We start from the raw sequence: 13,606 nt of genomic DNA, 5'->3' as shown, positions 1-13,606 counted from the left end.
TGCTCTTCTCATCTTCACCCTATCAGGAGGTTCAGGTGAATGACATTTTGGCAGTTTGCATTTAAAAACGTGACGCGGAACGCCAGAGCTTATTTCGCCTATTTTGTAAGCAGTGCGTTCTCCATCGCAATCTTTTTCTCATTTGCAGTTTATTTATTTCATCCTAAATTGCATATGACAGACGTGAATTATTCTCTGAACATATTAATGACAATTTCAGAAGTTGTCATTGTGTTCTTTTCATTTTTCTTTTTACTGTATTCAATCGGGACGTTTTTAAAAGTACGAAAAAAACAGTTCGGGATTTTAACAGTACTTGGCATATCCCAAAAACAATTAAAGCGACTCATATTTATAGAAAATATGTTAATTGGTGCTCTTTCTATATTTTTTGGTATTCAACTTGGAGTTGTCTTTTCACAGTTCTTTTTATTAGTTACCGCCAAAATTACACACGTACCTGGTTTATATTTATATCCGCCTACAAGTGCTATCGTTTTAACTATCATCATCTTTCTCGGGCTCTTCATTCTCGTATCATCTTTTACACCGATGCTCATTCGCACGAGAAAAGCCGTACGTCTTTTAAAAGAAGGAAAACAACAAAAAGAAAGAAAAGCATCCGTGCTCATCTCTCTATTTGGTGCGGCATGTTTAATAACTGGATATGTATTAGAATCCAATCCATTATATTTTATGTCGTTAGGCGATATCATTGGGCTTTTATATGCCGTCTCTAGTATATTTGTTATTCCATCGCTTATTGCAGCTGGAACATACTTTTTCTTTTCACAAATTAGTTTTTTACTTATTCGTATTTTAAAAACGCGAAGAACGTTTTATATGAAACGAATTAATATGCTTTGGATTTCGGATTTAGCAGCGCGCATTCGGACAAACATTAACATGCTCTTTATTGTAGCGATGCTATCAACACTCGCTTTTACAATGATTACATTCTTATACGGTTTTGGGAAATTTACAAAGTTTGATGCAATTAGACAAAACCCTTTCCCGTTTACGTATTTATCGCATACTGAAAATACATTAGCTGATGAACATTTAAACTGGTTAGAGCAAAAATTTAATGAAGAGCATTTTACTTATACGAAATTTAAAACCGATATATATGAGGTATCTTCAGCTGAAGATAACACGCAGCTCTATTACGCAATTAAACAAAGTGACTATAATGTACTTGCTAAAGCATTAAATTGGGAAAAACTTACGGTAAATAAGAATGAATCTTATATTCTTATGAAAGACTTAGATGATCAAGTTATTGGAACACTTCACAATGAAGAAAAGAAAAATACTCTTACACTTACTCAAAACAATTTACAACTACAAGTGAAAGAATATAAAAGTTATAGCCCATTCCCAAACAGCTTAATATACCAATTACTCATACTATCTGATGAAAATGTAGAATCCTTATCCACAGTTTCCAAACAAATGAGTGTATATAACTTCAAAGTTACAGATTGGGAAAAAGCACATAATATCGGTTCATCGTTTATAACAAAAATTGATAACGATAATGCAGCAATTCAAGCAGAGCATCCACCTTTCCATGCAAGTGAAGCGAGCGATTCCCTATATAAGACAAAACTAAATGTCGCTTCGTTCTTCTTAATTGGTACTTTCTTAGGTGTTATCTTCTTTATCGGTGCTGGTAGTGTTCTTTACTTCCGAATGTATACAGATTTAACAAATGAGCAAGAAAAATATATAACGATTACGAAAATTGGCTTAACTGAAACTGAAATGAAACGTTCAGCGACAATTCAGCTTGCGATTCTTTTCTTCGTGCCTTACATCATGGCGTCAATCCATACGATGTTTGCGACAAAGATGCTACAAGAAGTTTTACATCTCTCGTTCTTCGCTGAGATTACAGTCGTACTGTTGATTTTTGGAACAGTTGAAATTTTATTTTTCCTTTTAATTCGTTCCTTTTATATGCAAAAATTATCACAACATATTAAGTTTTAAAAGTAGAAAGGTGATTACTATGGAAGAAGTATTACACATAAAAAACGTCTCAAAAGTATATGAGGGAAAAGTCCCTCATACTGCTTTAAAAAATATAAATTTACACGTAGATAAAGGGGAATTCGTTGCCATTATGGGTCCATCTGGTAGCGGGAAATCTACATTTTTAAACGTTATTTCTACAATTGATTCTCCTACTTCTGGTGACGTCGTTATTAACGGAAAAAAACCACACACATTTCGTAGAGAGAAGTTAGCTATTTTCCGCCGCCAAGAGTTAGGATTTGTTTTCCAAAACTTTAACCTACTAGATACACTAACAATCGGTGAAAATATCGTACTACCTTTAACATTAGATAATGTTCCATTAAAAGAAATGGATGAAAAGCTTGATAACATTTCAAAAAAGCTTGGAATTGATCATATTTTGGACAAACGTATTTTTGAAGTTTCTGGAGGACAAGCACAGCGTACTGCAGTAGCACGTGCTGTTATTCATCACCCTTCTCTCTTACTAGCCGATGAACCGACAGGGAACCTGGATTCAAAAGCCGCTATTGATGTAATGGAGTTATTTACGAAATTAAACAAAGAAGAAGATGCAACGATTTTAATGGTTACGCACGATCCGTTTGCAGCAAGTTATTGTAACCGTGTTATTTTCATTAAAGATGGAGAGCTTTACAATGAACTGCACCGCGGATTATATCACGAGAAGTTTTATCAAGAAATATTAGATGTTCTAGCCTTATTAGGAGGAAGACGTGGATGACGTTTTGGCAATTCGCATTTAAAAATGTCTCACGTAATTCAAAAGCATATTTCGCCTACTTTGTAAGTAGTGCGTTTTCTATCATGGTTTTCTTTTCATTTACTGTATACGCGTATCATCCACGCTTACAGAGTGTACAAAGCTTTCAAGAACGTGATCCTCTAATGAATTTAGCTAGTACAGCACAGCTTGTGATTGTTATGTTCTCGTTCTTCTTTCTCTTATATTCAATTGGAACATTTTTAAATGTACGGAAGCAGCAATTCGGGATACTCACTATTCTTGGTATCTCACAGAGACAATTAAAAAGATTGTTATTTACCGAAAACATGATAATTGGGATATTATCTATCTTTATCGGCATTCAAGGTGGACTTGTATTTTCTAACTTTTTCTTATTAGTCACTTCGAAATTAACAAACGCGAAAGGTCTCTATTTATATTGGCCAACAGAAGCGATTATCGTTACAACCGTAACGTTTATCATTTTATTTTTAATCGTTTCTACATTTACACCAATGTTTATTCGTACTCGAAAAACAACGAAGCTTATTAAGGGCGTTAACAAAGAGAAGAGCGAAAAAAAACCATCTATACTCATTTCACTATTTGCTTTAACTTGTTTAGGACTATGTTATTATATTGCCGGTTATCCGCAAGGCTACATAACGGAAAAAAATGCACAAAATGGATCTGTATTCTTAATTATGCTATCTATTTTACCGCTTGTAGTGATTGGGACGTATTTATTTTTTTCACAAACATTTCTTCTCTTTATCTATATTTTAAAGAAACGAAGAAAGTTTTACTTAAAACGAATAAATATGTTATGGATTTCAGATTTAGTTTCTCGTACACGCAGTAATATTAATGTACTCTTTATTGTTTCTATGCTATCTGCACTTGCATTTACAATTATTATCGGGTTATTTGCTGCAAACAATAATACGAAAGCACCCATACTAGAACGATATCCAATACCATTCACCTATACATCAGAAGGTGTTAATGCATTTGAACAAAAGCATATTACTACGATTGAAACTGAACTTACAAATGCTAATTTTCAATATGACAAATATAAGTTTACCGTTTTAAAAGATACAGCTTCAAAAGAGTCAATTGCCATTATGAAAATGAGTGATTATAACGCAATAGCACAGCAATTAAACAGACCAGAAATCACTCTCGATTCTTCACAAGTTTATAATATTTCTCGCTATTCACCAGCGTTATTAAATCTCGTGTCTAACCCATTTGCGAAGCAGAACACAATTACACTTGGCTCTAATAAAAAGGAATTTCAAATTAAAGGTTTTATTAATAGAGGAATTGAGCCTCCCTTTGCATTACCTCACTTAATTGTGATGCAAGATGAAGTAATTGAAAATATGATTCCTCATATTGAAACAATTACAGTCTATAACTACTTCGTGGAAAATTGGGAAAATGCAATTGTCCCAACAAAAAATATATTAAAAAGCTTAGATCATGATGCAGAAATTTTGTATGAAGCACATAAAAATGAAGAAAATTTCATTAAACCATTTTATATTTATACAGCTACGGATGAACTCGTTCATAGTAAAGGAAATGCAGTCGCTCAATTCTTTATTTGGGCATTTCTCGGCTTTATTTTCTTTATCGGAGCAGCTAGTGTTTTATATTTCCGTATGTATAATGACTTAACAACTGAAAGACAAAAGTATATTACGATTACAAAGCTTGGCTTAACTGAATCAGAAATGTTTCGCTCTGCAACGATTCAATTAGGAATTTTATTTTTCGTTCCTTACATCGTTGCTGGTGTTCACACATTATTTGCGGTTAAGTTTTTACAAAGCATGTTTTCTTTCTCCTTACTAAAAGAGACATGTATCGTACTCACCTTTTTCGGGGTTATCGAGATCATTTTCTTCTTCTTAATCCGTTCTCTGTACATTAATAAATTATCACAGCATATAAAAATATGAATAAAATAGCCTTGTGCAATATGCACAAGGCTATTTTCAATAGTTTTTAATAATTAGCAGCAATATCCACCGTAGCCGCCTGCGTAACCGCCGTAACCACCATAGCCACAACCGCCGCCTCCGCCGAAGCAGCTAGCACCGATGATAATTAATAAAATAAACAATACGATTAGAAGCGCAAAACCGCCTCCGCAACCATGTCTGCGGTTACAATCATCATGTCTGTGTTCACACTTTTCGCTCATTACCCTATTCCTCCTTTAGTATCATTCATAACAAGTTCACCTTGCTCTAAATGAGGGGATTCCATTTATATTATGTTTTCAGGGCGAATAGGAAGCTTGGCTTACCTAAAAACGGGCTTGTTTTAGGAATTGGGCTTAATCAAAAAAAAAGATACCTATTCAGGTATCCTTTAAAGAAACATATTCAACAAAAGAGCAAAACCAAATGCAATAAATGATAACAATGTTTCCAGCACCGTCCACGTTTTAAATGTTTCCTTCACCGTCAAACCTAAATACTCTTTTACAAGCCAGAACCCTGCATCATTTACGTGAGAAAACATTAATGAACCTGCACCGGTTGCAATAACGAGAAGCTCTAAATTCACACCAGACATGTGCTGAATAACTGGTGAAACAATCCCTGCTGCTGTCGTTAATGCTACTGTAGCTGAACCTGTTGCAATTCGAATTAAACCAGCTACCATGAAAGCTAATACGATTGGTGATAACGAAATATGTTCTGCCATTTGTGCAATAGCTGTTCCAACGCCGCTTTCAATTAATATTTGTTTAAATCCACCGCCTGCACCAATTATTAAAATAATAGAACCGACAGGCAATAAACTTTCATCTGTTAATTTTTTAATCATCTTTTTATTAATACCTTGTTTGATACCAAGTAAATAAAATGCTGCGAAACATGAAATAAGTAAGGCGATTACTGGACTTCCTATAAATACGAAAAATTCAGTCAATTTTTTCGGTAATGAAATATATGGTGCAACTACTGATAAAATCATCAATACAACTGGTAATAAAATAATAAAGAATGAAACTTTACGACTTGGCAAATCAGTTGATACTGTCGTAACTCGAACAAGCTCCGGTTCATTTTCAGGTATAACCCTCTTATGTACCCACTTTGCAAATATTGGGCCTGCTATAATAGCCGTCGGTAACGCGATAATTAATGAATATAAAAGTACCTTTCCTAAGTTCGCGTTATAAATACCGATTGCAGTCATGGCACCTGGATGCGGAGGTACTAGCCCATGTACGATAGATAATCCCGCAATAACAGGTAAAGCAATTAATAATATGTTTTGCTTCGTTGTTTTTCGAATTGAAATTACAAGTGGTAATAAAATAACAATCCCTACTTCAAAAAAGACGGGAATCCCTATAACAAAACCTGCAAATAACATAGCCCAAGGTAATTTTTTTACGCCGAAAAATCGAATAAAGAAATCTGCAACTTGCATGCCTGCTCCTGAATCAGACATCATTTTCCCGAGTATAGTTCCAAGTGCCAAAATACCAACTAAATGACCTAGTACACTACCAACACCAGTTTCATAGACAGCCACTATTTTCGTTAAGTTCAGTCCAGACATAATAGCTAAAAACAAACTCGCAACTGTTAAACTAATAAATGCATGCCATTTCCACCATGATACCCCTAAAATAACAATTGTGATCGCAAGTAACGTGACGATTAATAAGTATATATCCATCTCTCATTCTCCTTACTTTTATCCCGATTGGTGTGGGCTAATAATTAGTGGGTGATGCCCTCCTCCACTAATTAAAGTTTTACTTTATAAAAAAAGAGGGAACATCCCCTCTTTTTTATACGTCATAATTCACTACATAATGCTGCATTTCTGTATTGTAGTAGCCTTCGCTATATTCAATTACTTCGCCAACTTCATCATAAGAATAGCGCATACGTTTTAATAACGCTGTTCCCTCTTTTTCACCTAGCGCTTCTGCAACGAAATTAGGTGCAAGCCCAACCGCGAATTCATCTCTGAAGTTTTCTAAATGTATACCTCGGTCTTCAACTAAATCATAAAGCGATTGTAAATCAAAGTCCGATAAATCTGTACTTGCCATTCCTGCTGAGAAATAGTGCGTATAATGAATGTACGGTGCATCATTTAACGTATATAAACGTTCGATACGGAAACTCTCTTTCCCGAATAATCGAAATGGCACTGTTCCTTCTTCATTATGCACGACTTCTGCTTTTAGCAATTTCTTCTGTACTTTATATCCTTCTTCCACTAATACTTCTGTAAATTTCTTACCCTTTGACAGTTTTGTCGCAGAAGTATTACGAATCACTTTCGTTCCTTTACCACTTTTCTTTTCCAAGTATCCTTCTTGAGCGAGTTCTTTAATGGCATTACGCACTGTAATCTTACTAACTTTGAACTCTTCTTCTAATTGCGGTTCTGAAGGAATATTCGTATGAATCGCATATACGCCATGCAATATTCGATCACGAATAATATTTTTTATTTGTAAATATAATGGTCCTTTTTTCCTCGTTACGTTCACTGTTACACCCACTACCTTTCTACATCACCTACTGATGCCGTCATCGCCCGAAGTATATCTTTCTCTGATGACATTGGCGTATCACCGACGATTGTATGTGCTAGCATTCCAGCTGCTGACGCAAATGAAACAGCTTTCTCTGGTGCAAACTCTTTTATCTCGCCATGAATAATTCCGCTCGTATAAGCATCTCCAGCACCTATTCTATCATATACAGAAAACGTAAGTGTTTTTGCAAAAGTGAACGAATCATTTTTACATATAAACCCGCGAAGCGAATGTGTATTATCACTGTTGATGGAGCGATGAGTACCAGCGATTGTAGCGATATGATACGTTTCAGCTACCTTTGGAATAAGATCCAGCAGCTGCGCCTCACGCTCCGTCTCTTCTGTTTTCATCCCAAGAACGAACATCGCATCTTTTTCATTCATCATAACGATATTAGCAAGTCCTAGCATTTCTTCATAATGCGGTTTTGCCTGTTCATATCCGTCTTCTCCCCAAAGTGAGGGACGATAATTACAATCAAAAACGACGGTTCCTCCGTTTTCTTTAACTGCTCTCGCTAAAGATTTCATATGATGACGTACAGTATCATTCATCGCAAGTGTAATACCGCAAAAATGAACGATATCAATTCCCTTTGCGATTTCTTCAAATTGATACATTTCTTCACATGCCGTATTGAAGCTACTTTCTAATCGATTCGAATATGTAACGCGGCTTGCACGTGCACCGAATCCATTTTCTAAAAAATACATACCTACATATTTACCGCCTCTTGAAACAAGAGAAGTTTGAATCCCTAGCTTTTGAATGTAAGATACAGCTGCATCTCCAACCGAATTTTCCGGTAAAGTTGAAATAAGAAGCCCTTCATGCCCTAAGTGAGAAAGTGCCGCTACAACATTCACACCTGTACCTGAAAATGAGTAATTTAACGTGTTAGCTTGCGACAACAATTCATATCCAGGTACTTGCAGGCGCATCATTACTTCGCCGAACGCTGCAATTTTCTTACGCATATTGATCAACTAGCTTTTTCACGACTGCTAATAATTCACGAACATCTTCTACTTTCGTATTACCAGTTTCTTTATCAATAATAGAAGAGTATACGTGCGGGATAACTTGCTCTATATTTGCCTCAAACGCAATACGTACAATTGTTTCAAAGTTTTCTTTATCAATTCCACCTGTTGGCTCTAATGCGAATCCTTCTTCCGCACAAGCTTTCGCAACTGCGCGATATTCTTCTTCGTGAGCTAGCCCTTTCATCGGGAAGTATTTCAATGAATTTCCGCCCATATCACGCACAAGTGCGATTGCTGTTTTAATTGGAACGATTGCTTTTTCTTCTCCAGCCGCACTAATTGGGCCAGTAGAAATATTTACGTAACCTACTTTTCCTGTTGGTGATACTAAACTATTAATCCAGCTATCTTTTTCGCCGAGATTTGCACGCGTTGCTCCAACTGAAGGGAACACTTGGTTAATATGGCTACCAGGATAATGCTTCGCAATTTCAGCCACAACTGCTGCTTGGCGATTATCTCCTGCGCCTAGTCCAATTGATACAGCGTCATCAATTTCTTTTCCGTATGCTTTCATAGCTGTAACAGCTTCTTCTACTGTTGGGTAGTCTTTTGATAACACTCCCACTACTACATAACCTTCTGCTGCTTCAAAAATATCTTTTGCGTTTTCTATATTGTTTGCCAATACATTTAATGCTACGCGACCTTTATAAAAACGTTTTTGAATGTTTGTCATTTTAGTTTCCCCCTACAATTTCTCTCATTTTTTCTTCAATCACATGTATATCATCACCTTGAAGTGGACGTGGATCGATATCAAAGAATCCTTGTCTTACTCCATAATCACGTGTATAAATTGCGATTTCCCCTTCGCGTAATGCAGTCACAACATCTCTTGCTGATTTGTTTAACTCTTTTTCGTTAATATGAATACGTGCTCTAAAGATTGCTCTTCCAGCTTCATCTTGAACGATCGTTACATTTACACCATTTAATTCTTTTAGCGGCATAAGTACTTGTAGCAATTCTTTTTCTTGCTCGCTCTTATCTTCTTTTACTCCGTACTCATCAAGCGCTTGAAGTAAGCCAAAAGTTGTCTCTTTCCCGACTTTCATACTTCTTCCGATGCAATGTAATTGCACTTTCAGCCATTCGATATATTTTCGTTTACCGCCAACAATACCAGAAGTAGGTCCTTCAATTGCCTTTGAACCACTATAAATGGCAAGGTCTGAATACTTCACATATTTTTGAATGTCTTCTTCAGCTGCCGCATCAACGATAAGTGGTACGTTATTTCGCTGCGCTACTTCCCATGCTTCTTCAACAGAAATCATATTTTTTTGCACTGCATGATGTGATTTCACATAAAGAATTGCTGCTGTATTTTCGCCAATCGCATCTTCAATATGTTCTGCTTTCCCTTCATTTGCGTAGCCAACTTCAACGAGTTTTCCTCCACCTAAGTAAATCATCGTTTCAACAGGAGCACCGTATTGAACGTTATGACCTTTTAACATAATCACTTCGTTTTTCGCGATTACTTCTTGATGAAGTCTTTCACTTTTACGGCGATTTCCTTCTGTAACGATACCAGCGATAGAAAGCGCAATTCCGCTCGATGCTGAATTCACAACGACCGCTGCCTCTGAATCTAGAATTCTCGCAATATGGTCTCCTGCTTTATCTACTAAATCAGCAATTTCCACATAATTTTGTCCACCATGTTTCATCGCATCCATTACTGTATCTGTAGGAGCAGATACACCTAAAATACTCATTCTACCGCTCGCATTAATCACTCTTTTTAATCCGTACTTAGCATTCAATGAATGACCCATTAGTTACAACCCCTTTCGTATCAATTCTTTTTTCAGCAATGCGCTGATCCCCTTCTGAATCAATTAACGTAACCTTCTCATCTTTAACCGTAAATAAAGTTAAGTTTGCAATATCCCCTTCTTGAATACGGCCAAGCTCTGGTTTCTTAAGCCACTCTGCCGCATTTTTCGTAACCGCACCAATTACTTCTTCTAGCGGATAACCTAAGTAAAGGAATTTCGAAAGAACGTGAGCCATACTATACACTGGACCATGTATACGATTCTTCCGGTAAATATCCGTACTAATTGTATTAAAGGCAATATCGTGACGCTTCGCCGCTTCTGCTACTTTAAAAGAAAAGCTAGCATTACCGTGACCAACATCTAAATGCACGCCGCGATTCACCGCATCTAACAACACAGGTAGCGGTTTCCCTTCTTCATCAAATAAATTATTTTCTTTCCCGTTTAAATAATGTGTAATCACATCATCTTTTTCTAAAAGAGGTACAACTTCCTCTATACGGGGAGGCGCTGAACCGATATGTACCATAATCGGTAATGATGTTTCTCGAGATAAAGCGCGCGCTACATGCAGCGGTTCAATTCCACTATCACAAACGACACTTTTACTCATTCTCGCCTTTAACCCAACGATTACATCTTTATACTTTTCTACTGCTTCTATCGCTTTCTCTTTATCTATCCATTCCATATTGGATAATTCATCAATTCGTTTCAAACCGATGCGAGAAATATTTAAAAAGGCAAATAAATTTGTCTTTGCCTGCTCTCTACTTTTTACTAAATCTGCAATGCGATCAGCACCGCAACTACCCGCATCAACAATTGTCGTTACCCCTTGCTTAACGCCAATTTCATCTACCTCATCGCCATACGGATCAAACTCTGGAAAAGCGTGAACGTGCAAATCAATCCAGCCACTCGATACGTAAGTACCAGAGTAATCAAGAACCTTTCCACCCTCGCCAGCACCAGCTTTCGTCACCTGTGCGATTTTATTATTTTCAATTACAATGTCAATCTCTTCCCCGTTCACACGTTTCACATTACGTAGTACGAATCGTTCTGTCATTGTATTTCCACCCTTTTCTATAAGAAGCCATAAGAATACGCTTACATTAAAGTTTCATTTTATATCTCTTTCACACGTTTAGCGTAACACAAAAAAAGGGAGAAGTAAATATAACGTTATAATGTTTGAAAGTGAATAAAAAGATGCTCCTCCAAAATGGTAATAGTATAGGAAATTATATCAACGATTTTTTGAATATATCTATCATAACTTACAATATATCAACGATTTTTCAATTATATCTATCATAACTTATAATATATCAACGATTCGACAAGGAATATCGATTTACCGACAAGAAACGTCAATTCCTTTCTTATATAAGAAAAGGCTGTCCCAAATGGCACAGCCTTTTTCTCTATTCCTGAACCGTCACAATAACCCCATCCATATTGTTCCCGGAAATTTCATACTGCTTGTTTGCTGGAACGTTCACTTTCGTATTCTCAGAAACTTTATAATAAGAAACAGTATATTTCTTACCTTCTACTTCAGTTGAAACCTCTTTTTCCTCTTTTAAAAACTCTAAATATTCCTCTAGTGTAAAATTCTTTTTTTGCATAATTGCGCTATGAGGTAGGCCGACATAACGGATATGCCATGGCTCATATTGAATTCCAGTAATGTTACTTTTATTTTTCGGATAACGTAATACAAAGCCATGCTTCCATACGTTCTCTTCAATCCATTTTCCTTCAGGCGCTTTCTCCATTTTCTTTTGAGTAGACCCAATGTCCAGTGATAATCCTAAATTATGTTCACTGTATCCTGCTGGAAGTGCATAATCAGATCCCATTTTTTCATATAGCTGTTTTTGCTCTTGGAAATCTCTATAACCACTACTAATCAAAAAATGGTTAACACTTTCTTTTCCAGCCGCATCGACAACGTTCAAAAACTTTTTCACAACATCCTTTGATAAACGAAGATTTCTATCAAATATTACATAACCTCTTACTAATTCACTATTATGATTTACATTTATAATATCAGACCTAATACTATCTTTTTTTACTGGATAATCCCTGTTAACTAATAATAAATCGCCCTTATAAATTTGTTCCTTCGTAATCTCTTTCCCCTCGGTGTTTGCCGCCTTTACTAGCTCATCTTTCCCGACAATTTTAACATCGATTTCCTTTTGAAATAACGGTGATATATAAACGCCTACACATACTGTGAATGCTATAAAAAAAGAAATAAATACCCACTTTTTCATTTCTAGTTCCTCCTTAACGTAACTTACGTATAGAATAGAAAAAACTATTAAAATAAAAAGTGGGGTAAAGTTTAAATTTTTATTAAATTGTTACATTCTCGTCTTTTGGCAATCGTACTTCAAATAGCGTTCTAACTACATTGCTCTCAGCAGAAATCGTACCATTATGCTGCTCGACAATATTTTTCGCAATGAATAGTCCTAGGCCAGTCCCGCCACGGTTCTCAGTTCTCGCTTTATCACCTGTATAAAACATATCAAAAAGATACGGTAAATCTTCTTCTGGAATGCTATCTCCATAATTCATAATTTGTACGACAACTTCTCCATTATCAACATATCCATTCATATCAACAAATTGCCCATCATACCCGTAACGAACGGCATTTGTTAACAAGTTTTCAAATACTCTAGCTAACAATTTTCCATCACCGTGCATCGGTAAATGAGGAGCCACGTTCAATCTAGCTTCTAAATGATGTTTTTCTAATAACGGATACAATTCCTCCTCTAACTGTATAAGTAACTCACTTATATCGATCGGCTTTTTATCCAGCTTTAGCATGCCATAATTCATACGTGTAATTTCAAATAGCTCATCAATTAAACTTTCGAGCCTTTGCGATTTCGTATATGCAATTGTGGAGAAATGTTTAATTTGTTCTTTTGTTAAATTTTCATCTTTAAGAATTAAATCTAAATATCCTAACACGGATGTTAACGGTGTTCTTAAATCATGAGCTAAATTCACAACGAGCTGATCTTTACTACTTTCTGCAAAATCTCCTCTTTCAACAGCTTCTTTTAACTTTTCACTTGCAACATTTATTTCACGCGCGATATTGTAGGGTAAGAACCCAGCGCCTTAAGACCTCTCGGTCTTAGGTTTCCGAGAACTCCCCCCCGAACCGTACGTACCCCTCTCAAGGTATACGGCTCTCCGTCTCTTCAGTCTAGCTTCCCGTTATGCAGGTCACGATGACACTTTCGACAAAGTATCATTGTTTTACGGTTCCTTGCTATCATCTGTCTTTCCCATTTCTTTTTCCCTTTAAGGTTCTTTAACTTTCGAACATGATGAACTTCCATTGAGCCTTCTTCAGCCTTACACCATTCAC

General features: G+C 36.1%; 12 protein-coding genes and 1 pseudogene. 3 read left to right on the top strand and 10 right to left on the bottom strand.

Annotated elements, in window-relative coordinates:
- Window positions 1-39 precede the first annotated feature (39 nt).
- From ATL10_RS22920 to ATL10_RS22910, 3 genes are read left to right on the top strand one after another with little or no spacing between them, the layout of a single operon-like run.
- Window positions 40-1,995 carry an ABC transporter permease gene (locus tag ATL10_RS22920; protein WP_075717293.1) on the top strand — a complete coding sequence of 652 codons (1,956 nt, stop codon included), beginning with the start codon at window positions 40-42 and terminating at the stop codon, window positions 1,993-1,995.
- Between the two features lie 19 nt (window positions 1,996-2,014).
- The gene (locus tag ATL10_RS22915; RefSeq protein WP_072941165.1) at window positions 2,015-2,767 is read left to right on the top strand and encodes an ABC transporter ATP-binding protein; all 753 of its coding nucleotides are present in this window, start codon (window positions 2,015-2,017) and stop codon (window positions 2,765-2,767) included.
- Window positions 2,764-4,740, top strand: a complete 1,977-nt coding sequence (locus tag ATL10_RS22910; RefSeq protein ID WP_086386860.1) for an FtsX-like permease family protein — start codon at window positions 2,764-2,766, stop codon at window positions 4,738-4,740. The genes ATL10_RS22915 and ATL10_RS22910 overlap by 4 nt, the downstream gene beginning before the upstream one ends.
- Before the next feature lie 53 nt (window positions 4,741-4,793).
- Here the strand turns inward: ATL10_RS22910 and ATL10_RS22905 are convergent, their stop codons facing one another.
- From ATL10_RS22905 to ATL10_RS31960, 10 genes and pseudogenes are all read right to left on the bottom strand, one after another.
- A complete protein-coding gene (locus ATL10_RS22905) occupies window positions 4,794-4,985 on the bottom strand; it encodes a YjcZ family sporulation protein (protein WP_001290392.1) in 192 nt (63 codons plus the stop codon).
- Window positions 4,986-5,155: 170 nt separating this feature from the next.
- Window positions 5,156-6,481: a gluconate permease GntP gene (gene gntP / locus ATL10_RS22900; protein WP_110497571.1), complete on the bottom strand. Its 1,326-nt coding sequence runs from the start codon at window positions 6,479-6,481 to the stop codon at window positions 5,156-5,158.
- A gap of 115 nt (window positions 6,482-6,596) precedes the next feature.
- On the bottom strand, window positions 6,597-7,322 hold the full coding sequence (locus ATL10_RS22895) for a GntR family transcriptional regulator (RefSeq protein WP_000539288.1): 726 nt from the start codon (window positions 7,320-7,322) through the stop codon (window positions 6,597-6,599).
- Window positions 7,322-8,338 carry a sugar kinase gene (locus ATL10_RS22890; RefSeq protein WP_110497569.1) on the bottom strand — a complete coding sequence of 339 codons (1,017 nt, stop codon included), beginning with the start codon at window positions 8,336-8,338 and terminating at the stop codon, window positions 7,322-7,324. The genes ATL10_RS22895 and ATL10_RS22890 overlap by 1 nt, the downstream gene beginning before the upstream one ends.
- Entirely contained in the window at window positions 8,331-9,086 is a 756-nt protein-coding gene (gene dagF, locus ATL10_RS22885; RefSeq protein ID WP_110497567.1) for a 2-dehydro-3-deoxy-phosphogluconate aldolase, read from the bottom strand. Before dagF ends, ATL10_RS22890 begins: the two co-directional genes overlap by 8 nt.
- A 1-nt stretch (window position 9,087) precedes the next feature.
- A complete protein-coding gene (locus ATL10_RS22880; protein ID WP_060632690.1) occupies window positions 9,088-10,191 on the bottom strand; it encodes a DgaE family pyridoxal phosphate-dependent ammonia lyase in 1,104 nt (367 codons plus the stop codon).
- Complete coding sequence (locus ATL10_RS22875) at window positions 10,169-11,269, bottom strand: amidohydrolase/deacetylase family metallohydrolase (protein ID WP_090976778.1); 1,101 nt, start codon at window positions 11,267-11,269, stop codon at window positions 10,169-10,171. Before ATL10_RS22875 ends, ATL10_RS22880 begins: the two co-directional genes overlap by 23 nt.
- 358 nt (window positions 11,270-11,627) lie before the next feature.
- A complete protein-coding gene (locus ATL10_RS22865) occupies window positions 11,628-12,488 on the bottom strand; it encodes a D-Ala-D-Ala carboxypeptidase VanY (RefSeq protein ID WP_000759402.1) in 861 nt (286 codons plus the stop codon).
- A gap of 82 nt (window positions 12,489-12,570) precedes the next feature.
- Window positions 12,571-13,332 (bottom strand): annotated as a pseudogene (locus ATL10_RS22860) (sensor histidine kinase); the annotation flags it as partial.
- Window positions 13,333-13,436: 104 nt separating this feature from the next.
- A partial coding sequence (locus tag ATL10_RS31960) for an HNH endonuclease (protein WP_346763353.1) occupies window positions 13,437-13,606 on the bottom strand: 170 nt, incomplete at its 5' end.

This window comes from Bacillus sp. 196mf, from assembly GCF_003217275.1.
GTDB classification, from domain to species: domain Bacteria; phylum Bacillota; class Bacilli; order Bacillales; family Bacillaceae_G; genus Bacillus_A; species Bacillus_A thuringiensis_S.
The sequence above is the reverse complement of the archived record's forward strand: the minus strand, read 5'-3'. Positions and strand labels throughout refer to the sequence as shown.